Source organism: Leptothermofonsia sp. ETS-13, assembly GCF_049200465.1.
In the GTDB taxonomy this organism is placed as follows: Bacteria; Cyanobacteriota; Cyanobacteriia; order Leptolyngbyales; family Leptolyngbyaceae; genus Leptothermofonsia.
This window is the reverse complement of record NZ_CP120836.1, coordinates 4,015,396-4,032,240: the sequence shown is the minus strand read 5'-3', so window position 1 is coordinate 4,032,240 and position 16,845 is coordinate 4,015,396. Positions and strand designations below refer to the sequence as shown.

General features: G+C 50.0%; 9 protein-coding genes. 1 reads left to right on the top strand and 8 read right to left on the bottom strand.

Annotated features, from left to right (window positions below):
* Positions 1-17: 17 nt before the first annotated feature.
* The 6 genes from P4D80_RS18380 to recQ form a co-directional block, all read right to left on the bottom strand.
* On the bottom strand, positions 18-899 hold the full coding sequence (locus tag P4D80_RS18380) for a M48 family metalloprotease (protein WP_421655456.1): 882 nt from the start codon (positions 897-899) through the stop codon (positions 18-20).
* A gap of 237 nt (positions 900-1,136) precedes the next feature.
* A complete protein-coding gene (locus P4D80_RS18375; protein WP_421655455.1) occupies positions 1,137-1,280 on the bottom strand; it encodes a hypothetical protein in 144 nt (47 codons plus the stop codon).
* A gap of 435 nt (positions 1,281-1,715) precedes the next feature.
* Positions 1,716-2,171, bottom strand: a complete 456-nt coding sequence (locus P4D80_RS18370) for a response regulator (RefSeq protein ID WP_421655454.1) — start codon at positions 2,169-2,171, stop codon at positions 1,716-1,718.
* A gap of 284 nt (positions 2,172-2,455) precedes the next feature.
* Positions 2,456-4,486, bottom strand: coding sequence for a GAF domain-containing protein (locus P4D80_RS18365; RefSeq protein WP_421655453.1), 2,031 nt, complete (start codon positions 4,484-4,486; stop codon positions 2,456-2,458).
* A 272-nt stretch (positions 4,487-4,758) separates the two neighbouring features.
* Entirely contained in the window at positions 4,759-6,450 is a 1,692-nt protein-coding gene (locus P4D80_RS18360; RefSeq protein ID WP_421655452.1) for an ATP-binding protein, read from the bottom strand.
* Between the two features lie 380 nt (positions 6,451-6,830).
* Positions 6,831-9,074 (bottom strand): DNA helicase RecQ, encoded by a 2,244-nt coding sequence (gene recQ / locus P4D80_RS18355; protein ID WP_421655451.1) that lies wholly within the window; start codon positions 9,072-9,074, stop codon positions 6,831-6,833.
* A 549-nt stretch (positions 9,075-9,623) separates the two neighbouring features.
* On the opposite strand from recQ, the gene P4D80_RS18350 reads away from it, so the two are divergent.
* Positions 9,624-12,431 (top strand): cation-translocating P-type ATPase, encoded by a 2,808-nt coding sequence (locus tag P4D80_RS18350; protein WP_421655450.1) that lies wholly within the window; start codon positions 9,624-9,626, stop codon positions 12,429-12,431.
* Between the two features lie 139 nt (positions 12,432-12,570).
* On the opposite strand, the gene P4D80_RS18345 is transcribed toward P4D80_RS18350, so the two are convergent.
* Positions 12,571-14,991 carry a sucrose synthase gene (locus tag P4D80_RS18345; RefSeq protein ID WP_421655449.1) on the bottom strand — a complete coding sequence of 807 codons (2,421 nt, stop codon included), beginning with the start codon at positions 14,989-14,991 and terminating at the stop codon, positions 12,571-12,573.
* A 698-nt stretch (positions 14,992-15,689) separates the two neighbouring features.
* Positions 15,690-16,775 (bottom strand): tetratricopeptide repeat protein, encoded by a 1,086-nt coding sequence (locus tag P4D80_RS18340; protein WP_421655448.1) that lies wholly within the window; start codon positions 16,773-16,775, stop codon positions 15,690-15,692.
* Positions 16,776-16,845: the final 70 nt, after the last annotated feature.

Genomic DNA, 16,845 nt, shown 5'->3' with positions numbered 1-16,845 from the left:
TCATTTAGGTCTCTTATTTACGAAAAGCTATGGGAACCTGTAGCCAGCATTTGTTGCTCAAGCTGAAGCAGACGCTCAATCCGAGCCTCCGTTGAGGGATGGGTTGAGAATAGACTAGCAAGACCTTGCCCAGCGAAAGAGTTAATGATGAGCAATGGCTCAAAGGAAGGGTTACCCTGAATGGGCATCTGACGGGCACCCAACTGTAGTTTCTGAAGGGCGCTTGCTAGAGCACGGGGATTACCCGTTAACTGGGCAGCACCTGCATCGGCTGAAAACTCCCGTGTACGAGAAATGGCCATTTGAATAATGGTGGCAGCCACGGGAGCCAAAATTGCTGCCAGTAACAGCCCAATTGGGTTAGGACCACGTCGATCGTCCTGCCCCCTATAGGCAGCTCCCATGCTGGCCCACTGCGCCATATAAGCCAACTGGGAGATGGCTCCCCCAATTGTGGCCGCAACTGCCTGGGTCAGGGTGTCACGATTGATCACGTGGGTCAATTCATGGCCAATCACGCCTTCCAACTCCTCCTCAGACAGCAAGTTGACAATTCCCTCTGTCACAGCAACCGCTGCATGTTGAGGATCGCGCCCAGTTGCAAAGGCGTTTGCCGCAGGACTGGGAACAATATACAGAGCGGGGGTTGGAATCCCTCCTCGCTGGCTCAAACGCTCCAACATGGCATGGAGTCCAGGAGCCTGCTCAGGACCAATGGGTTGAGCACCATAGGCTGCAAGGGCAATTTTATCTGAGAAGAACCAGGAGCCCAGGTTTGTGACCGCCGCCAGTACGATGCCAATAATGATCCCACTGGTGCCACCGATAATATAGTAACCGATCGCCACCAACAAACCCGACAACAAAGCTAACAGAGCCAGCGTTTTGAATTGGTTCATACTTCTTGTACTCCTTGAACAGGCAATTTCTTGAGTTTTCGTTCCCTGGCGAAGAATGGGTTGGAGGCTTTTATTCTTCTATAACATTATTTTTTACAGTTCCTTTATGATTATCTGACAATTGCATCAGGCTGTATAGGCGGGAAACTCGAATGTGAGGAGTTCGGTCGTTTGTTGCTAGGGAGCAATCGCCTCGAAATCCAACAAGGCTTCACCGAAAGTCCCATTTGTTTTGTTTCAAAGACAAAGCTTCAATTCGCGTCGCATCTCTACTAGTAGTTTTCCTGCCTGACAGGCCAGTAGCCGCAGAATGAGCGATCGCTCTCCTTCCTGTCGCATCCTTTCCAGAATCTCCTGGTAAATCACAGACTCGCGCATCATCCCCTCCCAAAACATCCGCCCAATCAATTCTTTCTCAAATTTTAGCCCCGCCAGAATCTCTGCATCGGCGTTACTGAATTTGGATATGAAATATAGCGATAGTCACCAAGCTTAAGACGGGTACAGGTGGGGAAACCTTGGTTGGGGACGGAAGCCTCCCCTTAAAACCAATGTCTTAAAAACCAATGTCTTAAGCAACCTGGTGACAGCTATTTAGGTGCAGTATGAATCGAAACTTCGTTTCGATTCATACTGCTTTTTAGCAATGCCCTGCATCAGTCACCGCTTCTGTCCATTGCAGCGGTCACTCACGATTTAGGGCGTAAGTATGTTGCGAGATGGACTGTGATTAAATCCGTTGATACTACTGGTGTCCATGCAGAGAATTTTCAGGACATTTTGCTCATGAAATTGGAGGTGTTTGATGAATTGAAACTAACTGAGTCTTTGATAGCTAGGAGGAGCTTCATTTAACAGTAACCAGTACATGCCTAACTGCTGCACGGCCTGAGAAAACTGAAGGAAGTCAATTGGTTTACGGACGTAGCTATTACACCCCAGACTGTAGCTATTAATGACATCCTGTTCTTCTTCGGAAGTGGTTAGAATCACAATTGGCAACAAGCGAGTACTTTCGTGGGCTCGTAACTCGCGCAGTACTTCAATGCCATCCATTCTCGGTAGTTTAAGATCAAGCAAAATGACTGCAGGTTGATTGGACAGATCTCGCCCGGCGTAGGCTCCACGGCCAAACAGGTAATCAAGGGCTTCGACGCCATCATGAACAACCACAATCTCATTGGTAATTCGGCTGCGCCGCAATGCACGAATTGCCAGTACTTCATCATCGGGGTTATCTTCCACTAAAAGAATTGATCGCTCTCTAACCATTCTCAACTGAGTAACCTTTCCATAGAAACTCTGATTTCCTCAATTCAATCCAGAAATTGAAGGTTCCAGAGCGATGATTTGAATCCTAGAAGCAGGTAATAACTTGTTAAGGTTAAATGCTGGCCTGGATTCCATTTGGTCAATCTATTTTACGCATTATTAAGTTTAAGTTTGGTAGTGTTAATTGCTGGGCGGAGTAAATCCCCTTTGCAGAGTCTTTACGGAACGGGTGGGAAAATGAATACCTTATTTAGGATCGCGATAGCAAATGTACATGCTTCCTTTCACTGCAAAGTGAAGTAAAAAGTGGCTCCTTGCTCGATCGCCCCCTCTGCCCAGACTTGTCCACCGTGACGATGGATAATTCGCTGAATCGTGGCCAAACCAATACCATTGCCAGGAAAGTCTTTCATGGAGTGCAACCGCTGAAAAGGTCCGAAAAGCTTATGGGCATATGCCATATCAAACCCTGCTCCATCATCTTTAAAAAAATAAATTTTTTTACCATCTTTGTTGACAAGTCCAAATTCGATGCGGGCATGGGGATGCTTGGAAGTGAACTTCCAGGCGTTTTCAAACAGATTGATCAGCATAATCCGCATCAGGCGTGAGTCGCCTGTTACCGTCATTCCTTCCTGGATCACGATCTCAACTTCACGTTGGGGAGCCGATTGTCGAAGTTCGGTGGCAATGGCGGTTGCGATCGCGCTCAAATCCACCGTTTCTTCTCGCAAGTCAATGCGAGTCACCCGTGACAGGGCAAGCAGGTCATCAATGAGTTGTCCCATGCGTTGAGTGGCCGTCCGGATACGTTGCAGGTAGTCTTTGCCCGTGTCATCAATTTGCTCAAAGTAATCTTCGAGCAATGCCTGACTGAACCCGTCAATGCTACGCAGAGGTGCCCGCAAGTCGTGGGAGACGGAGTAGGCAAAGGATTCCAATTCATGATTAATCAGGGCCAGTTCTTTATTCCGCTTTTGCAAATTCTGGTTGAGTTGGTGCACCTGTTCCTTGGCTTGCTGCCGTTCAGCGATTTCCACTCGCAGGTTAGCAATGAGTTCTGCTTGTTGCAGGGCGATTCCCAGTTGCACTCCAATCTGAGCGAGCAGTTTTACCTCTCCCGCCTGCCAGAAGCGAGGACGATCGTTCTGGTAGGCTGCCAGCAATCCCCAAAGTTGATGCCCCATGAAGATGGGAGCGATCGCATAGGCTCTTGCCTGAAATTGCTCTAAAAGTTCAATATGGCAGTCGGTTAAGCCAGCCGTGTAAATATCACTGACTGCAGAAGTTTCACCGTTGCGGTAACGGCCTCCCTGGTTTTCTTGAAGATAAGTATCTTCCCAAATTTTTTGGATATCCGTTCCAACCAAGGGTATCCAGCCTTCATCCCGTGATTCGGCAATGAATTTACCATTCCAGTCGGGGGTAAAGCTGTAAACTGCAACCCGGTCTGCATTGAGAAGTTGGCGAATTTCCTGGATTGTTGTTTCAAGAATCACCTGAATATCCAGGGGTTTGCGGATGCGGTTGGCAACGTTGGCAATGATCTGTCTCCGCTCTACCTGGAGTTGAGCTTCCTGGATAGAGTCTGCCAGTTGCAGGGCTGCCCCCAGTTGTCGCCCAACCTGAATCAAGAGCTGCACTTCTGATTCCTGCCAGGTGCGGGGGCCAGAATTCTGGTAGGCTGCCAGCAATCCCCACAGTTTTTGGGCAACATAGATGGGCACGATCGCGTATGCTTTTGCCTGATATTGTTCCAAAGCTTCGATGTAGCAGTTGGTGAATCCAAGGTTGTAGATGTCGTTGGCAATAAAACTGTCCCGTTTCTGCAAGACTTCTCCCTGGGTTTCGCGGATGTAGGAATCTACAAAGTCTCCTAGTTTCACCTGATAGTCACTTAAGCGGCAATTGCTGATATTTCGCACCAAAATGGGGTTTTGATGTTGCTCTTTCGACAAAGATAACCAACCATCGCCAACAGATTCGCTGATGAACTCTCCACTCCAGTCAGGCTGAAAGCGATAAACGGCGACCCGATCAGCCCCCAGGAAATGCCGCACTTCATCAAGGGTGGCATAGAGGGTATCGTTGAAGTTAAGTGATTGTTGAATTTGGTCGATGATAGATTGCCCCAGCTTGCCAATCACCCGAATGATGCTGCTTTCGCGCTCTCTAGCCTGCTGCGATTGCGCCACCTGTGCCTTCAACTGTTCCAGGTTTTCTCCAAATTCATTATTAAGAATTTGCTGCAACTGCTCAAATGCTTTGTCATCCCGGCAACATTTTCGTAGCTTTGTCAACAGTTCTGGATTCATAAAAAAGTTTTGAGTTTTGAGTTTTGAATGAAAGGTGAAGAGCGAAAGGGTGGATGAGTGGATAAGTGGATGAGTTTTTGAGTTTTGGGCTTTCACCTCACTCCTCGCTCCTTACTCCTCATTTCCTTAGCATGGCTGATTCTGGGTATGAATTAAAAGCAGTATGAATTGAAACTTCGTTCCAATTCATACTGCTATTCAGCAACACCCACTTCCTCTGATACCTGGCACCTGACACCTCCTTCCCCCTCTCCCCTCCCTCCCCTCCGCCCCTAGTCCCTGGCCCCTTCCCCGCCTGGCTTCTCAACCCCTTCAACTGGCTTACTATAGAGCGGTAAGCAAACAGTAAAGGTAGTGCCGACTTCCACCTGGCTCTCTACAGAAATGGTGCCACGATGAAGCTGCACTGATTGATGGACGATCGCTAATCCCAATCCCGTTCCTGGAATTTTACCTACATTGCTGCCCCGGTGGAAAGACTCAAACAGTTGCTGGCGATCGATTTCAGGGATTCCGATTCCCTGATCCTGAATTTGGAATGTGGCCCAACTCTGCTGGCGAGTGAGTTCAAAGTGAATGTTCCGATTAGCTGGAGAATACTTGATGGCATTGGAAAGCAAATTGGTGAGGATGTGCCTCAGCAATACCTCATCCATACAGACTGAAAGGCTGGTTTCCTGGCAAATGAAGTGAATTACATGCCCACTACTGATGGTTAATTGCATTTCTTCTACCAGATCCCGGCAAAACTGCACCAGTTCGAGGGGGGAGGGTTGAAATTCTTGTTTGCCCAGCTCTGTTTTGCCAAGAAACAACACATCATCCAGAAGTTGGGTCATTTGTTTTGCTGCTGTTTGAATGCGATCGAGGTACAGTAACTGCTTTTCTTCCGGTGCAACTTTGTGGAAGCGTTCTAACAGGCGGGCTGATAAAACGACGACACTGAGCGGAGTACGAAATTCGTGGGACACCATTGAAACAAACCGGGATTTCAAGTCATTCAGTTCCTTTTCCTTTTGCAGGGCTTTACGAGTTTCCTCTGCCTGCTTCCGTTCTGTGATGTCGCGGGCATTGACGACCAGACGGCTGACCCCGGCAGATTCCACAAATTGCCTGCCAACTGCTTCTAGAACCCGCCAGGAGCCATCCCGATGGTGGAACTGAAATTCTGCGGAAACAGCTTGATTGGGGCTTTGAATGGCTTTCTTAAATGCTGAGAGGATCATTCGAGCATTATTGGGATGGACATAATCGAATGCCACTTGACCCACTAAATCTTCAGGTTTGTATCCTAAAATCTGCTCAATGGAAGGGCTGATGTAGCGAATAATGCCTGCTTCATCTAGAACAGCGATAATATCCAGGGCATTTTCGATCAGCGATCGCAACCGCTCTTCACTATCCCGCAGGGCCTGTTCTGCTTTGCGTCGTTTTCTTCGCTCCTGGGCTTCTCGCAATTCTCGTTCTACCGCAGGTACTAGCCTTGCCAGATTGTTTTTCATGAGATAGTCATGGGCACCCGCCTTCATGGCTGCCACGGCTGTATCCTCTCCGATACTGCCCGATACGATAATGAAGGGGATGTCCAGCTTTTTTTCCTGAATGAGCTTGAGGGCGTCGATCGCATCAAAATGGGGCAGGTTATAATCGGCAATCACCAGATCCCAGGATTGTTCTTCTAACACCGCTTTCATCTCCTGGCGGCTGTCCACTCGTTTGTAGGTGAAAAGATAACCTCCACGTCGCAATTCTCTGGTGATGAGAAGAACGTCATCTTCAGAGTCCTCAATGATAAGAACCCGCAGTGTTTGACTGGTGGGGTCTGAGTCAGTAGGAGCCAAAGATGCGGGTTGGGTGATTGCTGGGTTGTTGCCCGATGGCAAAGATTGACCTGATTGAAGTTCCATCTGGGAGGCTATGGCTGGTGCATTTTTTCCTGGAGGCTTTGGAGCTGACTGGGACATAAAGCCAACCTAGATCCGCATTTTCTGGAATGGCTCAATAGTAGGGGATTACGAAGAGATCGGTGGCAGGAGTGAGAATCCATTGCACCATTTGTCCTAACCCCGTTACGACTGTGGCTATAGCGGTAGTCATCATGGTTAGGACGGGGTGCAGGGGTGAACCCCTGACTGGGGGTGCAGCCCCCACTCCCTCTCTAATTCTAATGTCCTAACGCACCCGCGTAGAGCTATATCTCAAGGGTTCACAGAAGGATTCGAAAAATGGTGATCTCAGATACGAATCCGGCAAAATCGAATGATTCAATCTCGCAATTGCAGGACAGGCAATACTTCAGGGCAACTTAAAAACAGAAAGAAATATTGCGTTTTCTCAAAATCCTTTACATTTCTTTTCCCTGCCGCTTCATTTGTTGTTTCCACCAGGCCAGAACCAGGTGAATTTCGTCATACCCATAGCGGCCCTCCAGGTGGTCATAGATCGTGCGCCGGGAGGCTGTGCCCACCACTTGAATCGCTTCTAGAATTTTGTCGCAGCGATCGCATTCCACCAACTCCTCCAGATTGATTGCATAGCCCATTTCCACCAGTTCGATCAGGTGGCTCAAAATAGTGCCAATCCGCAGGTTTCGCTGCTCAGCAATCTCCGCAGGTTTCATTCCCTGCTGGAACAGCTCAAAGGTTTGCAACTGAGTGAAGGAGGGGGAGACAGGAGGAGTCGGGGCAGTGGGGGGCGAGGGAGGAGTCGGGGAAGAGGAGAGCCCCCGTTCTTCACGAAAGCCGCGAATTTCGGCCAGAAATATATCTCCGTACTGGGAGAGTTTACGACTCCCAACCCCAATAATTTCGGCAAACTGGCTGCGGTTTTGGGGTTGTTTACGGGCCATCTCGCGCAGACTGGTGTTGGCAAACACGACATAGGGCGGCACGGATTGTTCGTCTGCCAGGCGTTTGCGTAGCTTTTGCAAGCGCTCAAATAAAGCTTCGGTTTCCTCTGTATCAATGGTCGTGGTGGTTGTGGAGGTATCTGGTCTGGTCGCGATGACAGCCATCTCAACTTTTCGCTGCTTGCGCAAAACTTCCCAACTCTGGTCATTCAGTTTCAAAACCGAGTAACCGTCTGTAGTTTCATCCACCAGGCGTTGATGGATGAGCGATCGCGCCAGCATGCGCCACTCTTCACTGCTGCGCTCCTTACCAATACCGTAGGTTGAAAGCTTGTCGTGCCCATTTTTCAACACCCGTTCATTCTTAGCCCCCCGCAGCACGTCAATCGTATGCCCAATGCCAAAGTGCTGCCCCCGCTGAGTAAAGCGAGCAACGCAGGAAAGGAATTTTTGCGCTTCAATCGTCCAGTCTTCAACGGGTTTGGGATAACGGCAGTTGTCACACTGATTGCAGTTCCCAGGAAAGGTTTCCCCAAAATAACCCAACTGAATAATGCGGCGGCATTCAGTAGCTTCCGCATAGTTTACAACTCGCCGTAATTGTTGAGTGGCAATACGCTGTTCATCTTCTAGCGGCTTACCCGTTGTAGGGTCAATTTTCTGGCTGATCAGATATTCAACCGTTTTGATATCCCCAACTCCAAAATAGAGGGTGCAGCGGGCCGGTTCCCCATCTCGCCCGGCCCTACCCGACTCCTGATAGTAGCCTTCAATATTGCGCGGCAAGTCGTAGTGGATGACAAAACGCACATCGGGTTTATTAATGCCCATCCCAAAGGCGATCGTCGCTACCATCACCTGCACATCATCCCGAATAAAGTGAGTCTGGTTTTCCTTACGAGTGGCATTGTCCAATCCGGCATGGTAGGGAAGGGCTGAAATACCATCGTGTTGAAGTTTATAGGTGAGTTCATCAACTCGTTTGCGACTGAGGCAGTAAACAATCCCCGATCCTTTGCTTTGACGAATTTGCTGCACCATGTCGGCGTAGGAATTCCGGTGCTTGGGGCGCACTTCATAGTACAGATTGGGACGGTTGAAACTGGCAACGTGAATGCCTGGATTTTGCAGGTTGAGTTGCTCAATAATGTCCTGCCGTACCCGCTCAGTGGCCGTTGCCGTCAGTGCCATCACCGGCACCCCCTGACAGTGCTGCCGGACATGTCTCAACTGACGGTATTCCGGGCGAAAATCGTGCCCCCACTCGGAAACACAGTGGGCTTCATCGATCGCCAGCGCAGAAATACCAGCCCGCTCCTGAATTTGAGGCAAAAATCCAGTCAAAAATTCCTCACTCAGTAGCCGTTCTGGTGCGACGTACAATAACTTGATCTGGTTATTGAGAATGGCCTGCGATCGCTCCCGTACCTCCGCCACACCCAGACTACTGTTGAGAAAGGTGGCAGGAATGCCATTGTCCTGAAGCAACTGAACCTGGTCTTGCATCAACGCGATCAGCGGAGACACCACAATCATCAGTCCCGGCTTCAATAGAGCAGGGAGCTGAAAACAGAGCGACTTGCCCCCGCCGGTGGGCATCACAACCAGTAAATCCCGGTTTTGTAATGCTTCTTCAATAATCTGGCGCTGTCCCAGTCGAAAACTGTCGTAGCCAAAGTAATGCTTGAGTGCCTGTTCTAATGAGTTGAACTGAGTGGGGAGAGAAAGGCTGGCTGTCATGGAATTGAACGTTTAGACGCACTTTCATAAAGAGTTCCCTGAAAGTTTAGCAGTGGAATGAAAACTTCGGTGTTTCCCCATTTTGAACATCCGGTTCCTTCAATGGTGGGGTTCCTATCACCAATCTGGCCTGTAGCACGATTATGCTACACGGCAGGCGATCGCTGATGGGCTACTGGCCGGCGGAGAAGGGAAGTTAGAGCGGTGGATGGGGGAATAGGCGAGTATTCACTCATCCACTCATCCACCCTCGCACTCCCCACTCTCCACTCCCCACTTCGCTCCAATCATTAACCTCTGTAACGACCTGCGCTGTTTTGCGGGCATCTCTTTCATGCTTTAAACAAGCTTGCAGACTTGAAAATAGCCAATCGTCAAGCTAATAGCCAACCGCCTATAGCGATCCTATTTGAATTGTGAGAAAGGACTCCTGCAGAATCCTTTCTCACAAAGCCTCTCCATCTCACGACTGATTTAGGACTGCTATATTTCCATTTATTTCCATTGGTGGCGTTGTACGCGGTTCATCGTCGCTTGGCTCAATAGCAGATGACTTACTGGCACCAACTGGATGGAGCCCAGGTATTGCAGCAGTTGGAAACCGATGCCAACTGTGGGCTTAGCCATGAGGAAGCCAGTCGTCGGTTACAGCAGCATGGCCTGAACGAGCTGATGGAACAACCTCCTAAGAGTCTCTGGCAGATGCTCTGGGAGCAATTAACTGCTACGGCAGTGCTGGTTTTGATTGCAGGCGCAGCAATTTCGGCGTTTTTGGGGGACCTTAAAGATACGACAGCGATTCTGGCGATCGTGGGATTTAACGCGATTTTGGGAATCAGCCAGGAACAACGGGCTGAGCAGGCGTTTGCCGCACTGAAGAAGCTGACGGTTTCAAAAGTAAAAGTTTGCCGGGATGGTCGCTGGCAAGAGCTTGCGGCTACCCAACTGGTGCCCGGTGATATTGTCATGCTGGAAGCGGGAGAACTGGTTCCTGCCGATAGTCGAGTGTTGAAGAGCTTTAACCTGCGTGTGCGGGAAGCGGCGTTTACGGGAGAATCGGAGTCCTCTGAAAAGCTGGCTGATCCAGTGCAGGGAGAGGATCTGTCGCTGGGCGATCATCACAGCATGGTTTTTATGGGAACCGTAGTCACCACTGGACGGGGGCAAGCAGTGGTGACTGAAACGGGGATGAATACGCAGTTGGGCAAAATTACCCGCGATATTCAGACAGTGGCTACTGAACCAACGCCTTTGCAGAATCGCCTGGAGCAGTTGGGGCGTAAACTGGCGATCGCCACTCTGGTGCTGGTAGCCATTATCTTTGTTCTGGGGCTACTGCGCGGTGAATCCCTGCACATGATGATTTTGACTGCTCTCAGTGTAGCGGTAGCTGTGATTCCTGAAGGGTTGCCAGCGGTGGTCACGATCGCGCTGGCGATCGGTTCTCAGCGCATGTTGAACCATCAAGCCCTGATCCGCAGACTGCCAGCAGTTGAAACCCTTGGTTCAGTCACGGTTATCTGTTCTGACAAAACAGGAACGCTAACCGAAAATCGAATGACGGTCGTTACCCTGGAGGGAGCCAGTCAACGCCTTGACCTGAAGGAGTTGCTACCCTCAACGACCCAATCCATGGGTCAAAAATTTCTGACAGCAGACCGAGCCCCTTTCTCCGATTGGTCTCTCCCTATCCTGCTGTTGACGGGGGCTGCCCTCTGCAATGATGCACTGCTATCGAATTTCAATGAAGCAACCCCTTCGGAGGCTCTGGGCGATCCAACGGAAATCGCTCTGATTGTTGCAGCGGCTTACCTCGGTTTGCATAAAGGGGAACTGGAAAAACAATACCCCCGCATTGCCGAAGTTCCCTTCGATTCCGATCGCAAACGGATGACCACCATTCATCAGCGAGTGGAAGACCCACAATCATGGGTACTGGAGAAGATTCAACTCAAAACTCAAAACTCAAAACTCAAAACCCCATTCTCTACCCCCTACATCGCCTTCACCAAAGGAGCCGTTACCAACCTGCTGGAAGTAGCCAGCCAGGTATGGACCCCAGAGGGAATAGAACCTCTCGATGCTGAGTGGTTAGAAAGGATTCAATGCTCTAATGACGAACTTGCTCAAACCGGAATGCGTGTTTTGGGAATTGCGTTCCGGTTACTGGAGGCAATTCCATCGGAGGGAAATGGGAAGGCGATCGAACAGGATCTGGTTTTCGTCGGATTTGTGGGGATGCGCGATCCTGCTCGTGCTGAAGTGGCAGGCGCGGTGCAACTCTGTCAACGGGCAGGTATTCGTCCCGTGATGATCACAGGCGACCATCCGCTGATGGCTCAGCACATCGCGAAAGAACTCGGTATCGCAACAAACAGTGGTTTGCTGACGGGCAAAGACCTGAACCAGCTTTCACTTCAGGAGTTAGAAGAAAAAGTAGAAACTGTTGCAGTCTATGCGCGAGTTTCTCCCCAACAGAAGCTCAAGATTGTGCAGGCACTACAAAACAAAGGGCATATTGTCGCAATGACAGGCGATGGCATCAATGATGCACCCGCTTTAAGAAAGGCGGATATTGGTCTGGCGATGGGCATCGCTGGGACAGATGTAGCCAAGGAAGCGGCAGACATGGTGTTGCTGGATGATAACTTTGCCACCATCGTTGCGGCGGTGGAAGAGGGCAGGGTCATTTATGACAATATCCGCAAATTCATCAAATACAGCATGACTGGCAATGCTAGCGGTGTCTGGATTATGCTGCTGGCTCCACTTCTGGCGATGCCTCTGCCGCTGTTGCCGCTCCAGATTTTGTGGATTAATTTGTTGGCAGATGGGCTGCTGGCGATCGCCCTCAGTGTAGAACCGGCTGAACAGGAGACGATGCGGCGTCCCCCCTATCGCCCGGATGAAAATATCTTTGGCCGGGGGGTCGCCAGGGATATTCTCTGGGTGGGGCTGCTGGTAGGGCTAGCAGTGTTGCTGCTTGGTTATAAACTGTGGGCAGCGACACAAGTCACCTGGCAAACAATGGTATTTGTCACCCTGGCTCTTTCCCGAATGAGTCTGGCGCTGGCCATGCGGTCTGAGCGAGATTCCCTATTCACCATCGGGTTAACCACTAACATTCCCATGCTGGTGGCAGTGGTACTCACCTTTTGCCTGCAAATCGCGGTGGTCTACGTTCCCTGGCTACAAGAACTCTTTCATACCCAGGCTCTTTCAACTCCACAACTTTGCCTCAGCCTTGCAGTCAGTACGATTGGATTTTGGGCGATCGAACTGGAAAAATGGGTGCTTCGACGGTTTGGGGATAGCAATCGACGGAGTAATTGTGTAGCAGTCACAAATAATTTGTGAACAAGAGGGGTGGGGCCACAGCCTCCAACCCCCCTTAAAACCAACGTCCTAACGCACCCATGTAGAGCTATATAAGCAGCCTGGCGACAGCTATAAAAGACACTCCCAATGAATGATTCGACGGGGACAGGGTTGTGAATTACCGACGCAGATGTTCTTCTAACAGCGCCTGTGCCCGTGGTTTGTAGAGCAGGTAGAATAGAGCTTCGATATAACGCAGTATATCTTTGCGTTCTTCCAGAGAGGTGTAGTTCCAGAAGCCATAGATTTTGGCCAGCGATAGCAGGCGGGTAGTGTGGATTTTCCAGGTGTAGGTGCTGTAAACTCGCTCGATCGCCCGATTCGAAATCTCATGCCAGTAGCCGGGGTTCTGGTCACACTTAGAAATGAACTCCAGAATAATGCTCGCCATCTCTTCCAGGTGGGTAGGATTGATCAGGAAGCCGTTCACTCTGTTCTGAATAATTTCGAGGGGACCGCCAAACCGGGTAGCAAAGGTGGGGAGGCCAGTAATCATCGATTCCAGGATGGTTAAACCAAACGCTTCGAACAGAGCGGGCTGGACGAAAACTCCCTGGCGATCAGCAATGATGCGATAGACTTCACCCGTGTCTCCCTTCGGCAACCGCACGCCGAGCCACCGGATCTTGCCGTGCAGGTTGTACTCATCAATTACGCGGTACAACTTTTCAATTTCGCTGATTTCTTCGTGATCGGTGGAGTCTTCCGTCCGCAGTTTCCCGGCGATCAGAATCAGGTTGCAGTGCTCCTGAAGTTCCTGATTTTTGCCAAAGCACTCGGCCAGACCCGTGAGGTTTTTGATCCGATCAAGCCGCGCCATTGAGAAGAGGGGGCGCTTGCTGGGGTCTTCCAGCGTGCCATAAACCTGAGCCGGATCTTCCAGAGTAAAGAGTAAATCTTCTAGGCGATCGCGGCATTCCAGGAGGCGATCGTCCATCCGGGTATAGGGGAAAAAGACGGCCTCATTTACGCCTGGTGGCACCACATTAAATTTGGGGCTGAATAGCTCAATGCCGCTGGTAACGTGGTACAAATCGGGCATGGTGAAGCTTTTGTAGGACTCATACTGGCCCACACTTTCCGGCGTGCCCACAATTTCCTGATAGGTGCTGCTAATGATGAAGTTGGCGGCATTCATCGCAATCAAGTCTGCCGTGAACTGTAGTGAGAAGTGGTATTTGTCCTCAAGGTCTTGCCAGTAGAGGTTGCTAAACAGGTACTTGGACTTTTCCAATGCGTGGGCGATGTTGCACTGGGTCACTTTTAATTGACGGGCCAGCAAGAACGCGACCAGGTTGCCATCGGAATAATTACCAACTATCAGATCCGGCTTGCCACCAAACTCTGCCCGCAGTTCCTTCTCGGCATCGATCGCAAAGGTTTCCAGGTAGGGCCAGATTTCAAACCGGGAAATCCAGTTCTGAGTCAGTTTAGGGTTGAACTCGCGGAAAGGTACTCGCAAAATCCAGGCGTCTTCGGCGCCGTGAATCTTTTCCAGCCGCTGGTTACAGAGGGTGCCATCACTGTTAGGAATTAAGCGGGTGAGCACAATCACCTTGGGGTGGACATTTAGCACATCCAGTCCTGCCAGCTCAATATCTTCCTGGAGCTGCTTTTCCAGACTCTTGACCTGATCCAGGATATAAACCACCTGCCCGCCGGTATCGGGACGGCCCAAAACGCCTTCCTGCCCAAACCAGCCGTGGGGAGAAATCAGCGCAATCCGGAAGATCATCGGGATGCGGGAGATGAAGGATTCCAGGGCCTGGTGATCGGGAGAGTCGATGAGTTGATCGAGCATTTCCAGGGTTTCTCGCACCCGGTAGGCCGTGTTGCCCCAGCCCGGTTCAAACCCCAGATTTTGCAGGTCAAACCGAAAGGATTCGTAGGGGGCATCACTGGGCCAATCGCTCAACAGATGTAGTGCAGCCTTAATCTGGTCAGACAACTGTTGCTGAGACTGGATGCGTTCGTTAATCAGCAGTTGAGAGACATCATGGCTATGCAGACGCAAGAAGTTGAACAGCGCATTCTGCCACTGGCTGGGGTCCTGAAATAGTTTGCTGGAGAGGTAGCGGTTGAGGAATTCCACCCCTTTGCCAATGTTTTTAGGATCCCGAATTGCCGGGGAATAGTCATAGAACGGCTGGAAGTCAATTTCCAACACATCGCCTTCCTGAGGGTGATAGCGGTTCACCAGGCGATCGCGCAAATCCAGCAGTTCCTGAATACTCATCGGTTCAACGGTCAAATCTTCCAGTAACCGATAGGCTTCTTGCCGGGCAATGCGAGGGCGAATAATAATGCAAAGGCTTTCCGCATCCAAAATAATTTCCTGGATGTAATAGATCAGCTTACCCAGGCGAGAGGATGTACAGAAATGTTCAGATTTTTCATAGTTTCGGCAGTAATCATCAAAGGCCGTTAAAATCTCGTTTCGTAGTAGATACCGTTTATCTGATGCTCGCAACAGACTCGCAAACTGTCGCAAATTCGTTTTCTCGTCACTATTCAAAACTGCCTGGATCAAATCGGACATTAGAACCTCTCTCTATGCCTGGTAAGGTTTGAACGAATCTTTTCAGTTTTTCTAGCTCTCAATCAGTAACCAGTCTGTTTCTCTCTGTTTCTCGTGAATTCATCCCCATTTGAGACTAGAATCCATTTTTGCAACTGAGCGTCTCTCTGTGGGTTGAAAGAGTTAGGCATCGTTCCCTAAGTCAACAAATGTTTCTTGCATCCGCCCGTGGGTAAAGCAATATCTAGAAGGGAACAGTTGAATCTAGTAGGGAACGGTTGAGCCGTAACCCATCAAACCCTTAGCTAGCATAGGCCAAACTACTGCTAACTCATCCTAAAGCGGTCTTCTATTGAATGTGTCCCACCGAACTGAAAGCTTTAGCCAGAGTGTGGACTCAGGGTAACCAGATTTTTCCCGTTCGCTCATAAGTCTCTGGATGTGGAGAAATGAATGCCAGATAGGCTTTTCTAAAATTTTGGTGATACCGATGCCTATCACCGAAGCAGATTCGACATTCCAGGGAGTTTGCTTGGGATGAAAGAGTATCTTGCGCTACCCTTTCATCGGCAGGCCAAATGAGCCGCGGATGAGCGTTGAGGAGTCATTTGTAATTGCTTAAACCACCATACCCGTTGATTTACTGATGAATCTGTAAAGCTTCCCATCAAAAGTTTTAAGTTCTGATGAAGATTCCGACAAATTACGTGTTTATTCTACTAAATCGATTGGCGCGGGTACAGCCGATAAATGACTCGGGCACGGGGACCAAATACAATCAGATCTTCGGGCTGGAGCTCCCGAATGGGTCGCTTTTGACCGTTGATCAACAAACCATTGGTACTGCGCTTACCCTCTGGAGTGCCATCCGTAATTTGATAGGTGAAAGTTCCGTTTTCTTTGAGAATTTTGGTCAGGTAGGCGTGCTGGCGAGAGGCAAACTGGGAATGCAGACAAATATCATTCTTGGGGTCCCGCCCAATCAAGTAGCAGTCTTTCTCTAAAAAGACTTCTCGCTGGCCCCAGTCGTCTTCAATGATGAGAAACGGCTGACCCTGACTGACGGGTGGCAGTTCCCTGGAAGAGGTGACCTCTGAGGAAAAAGTTACTTTTGAGTCCGTTTCTCCTTCAATGTAGGTGGAATCCCCGTAACCAGCACCATACCAGGCAGGATTGGTGGTGGGCTGACGATCGCTCAATGTAGTTTTCTCGGAAACTAGGGTGCGAGCCTGCCAGGACACCTCATCATCGGGCTTGATGGAAAGGGCGCGATCGTAACTAGCAATCGCTTCAGAATACCGTCCCAACTCAACCAACGCATTTCCGCGGTTGCGCCACCCCAGATGGCTGTCTGGGTTGATATGAAGCGTGCGGTTGTAACAAGACAGCGCTTCTTCAGGAACATTCAGTCCATACAGTAGAGCATTTCCCCGGTTTTGCCAGGCCATTTCGTGGTCGGGCTTTATCTGTAGCGCCCGATTGTAGCAGGCGATCGCTTTCACATAATCCCCTAGCCCGTAGTGAAGAGCATTACCGCGATCATGCCAGATCTGACAAACCGCATCGGTCTTGGGGCTCAGGGCGATCGCGCGGTCAAAACTGATTATAGCCTCACCATAATCCCCACAATTCTCTAGCGCCAGCCCCCGTTCATACCAGGCTTCGTAATAGTCAGGACAGATTTCCAGTACGCGATCGAAATGAAAAATAGCTTGCTCATACTCCTCAGCCGCAGATGCTGCAAGTCCCTGTCGAAACCGCTGCAGGGCCTCACCCGTAAGTGGCAGTTGACCTGTATCTAGCATCTGGTAACTTCCTGAAGGGGCTAATGTCCGGCTACCAATTGAAGAAGCAAGATTAAACCCTGATGGGATT

What these genes read in the sequence shown, in the direction of transcription:
- P4D80_RS18380 (WP_421655456.1), bottom strand. Translation starts at nt 899, where the DNA reads ATGAACCAATTCAAAACGCTGGCTCTGTTAGCTTTGTTGTCGGGTTTG.
- P4D80_RS18375 (WP_421655455.1), bottom strand. Translation starts at nt 1,280, where the DNA reads ATGATGCGCGAGTCTGTGATTTACCAGGAGATTCTGGAAAGGATGCGA.
- P4D80_RS18370 (WP_421655454.1), bottom strand. Translation starts at nt 2,171, where the DNA reads ATGGTTAGAGAGCGATCAATTCTTTTAGTGGAAGATAACCCCGATGAT.
- P4D80_RS18365 (WP_421655453.1), bottom strand. Translation starts at nt 4,486, where the DNA reads ATGAATCCAGAACTGTTGACAAAGCTACGAAAATGTTGCCGGGATGAC.
- P4D80_RS18360 (WP_421655452.1), bottom strand. Translation starts at nt 6,450, where the DNA reads ATGTCCCAGTCAGCTCCAAAGCCTCCAGGAAAAAATGCACCAGCCATA.
- recQ (WP_421655451.1), bottom strand. Translation starts at nt 9,074, where the DNA reads ATGACAGCCAGCCTTTCTCTCCCCACTCAGTTCAACTCATTAGAACAG.
- P4D80_RS18350 (WP_421655450.1), top strand. Translation starts at nt 9,624, where the DNA reads ATGACTTACTGGCACCAACTGGATGGAGCCCAGGTATTGCAGCAGTTG.
- P4D80_RS18345 (WP_421655449.1), bottom strand. Translation starts at nt 14,991, where the DNA reads ATGTCCGATTTGATCCAGGCAGTTTTGAATAGTGACGAGAAAACGAAT.
- P4D80_RS18340 (WP_421655448.1), bottom strand. Translation starts at nt 16,775, where the DNA reads ATGCTAGATACAGGTCAACTGCCACTTACGGGTGAGGCCCTGCAGCGG.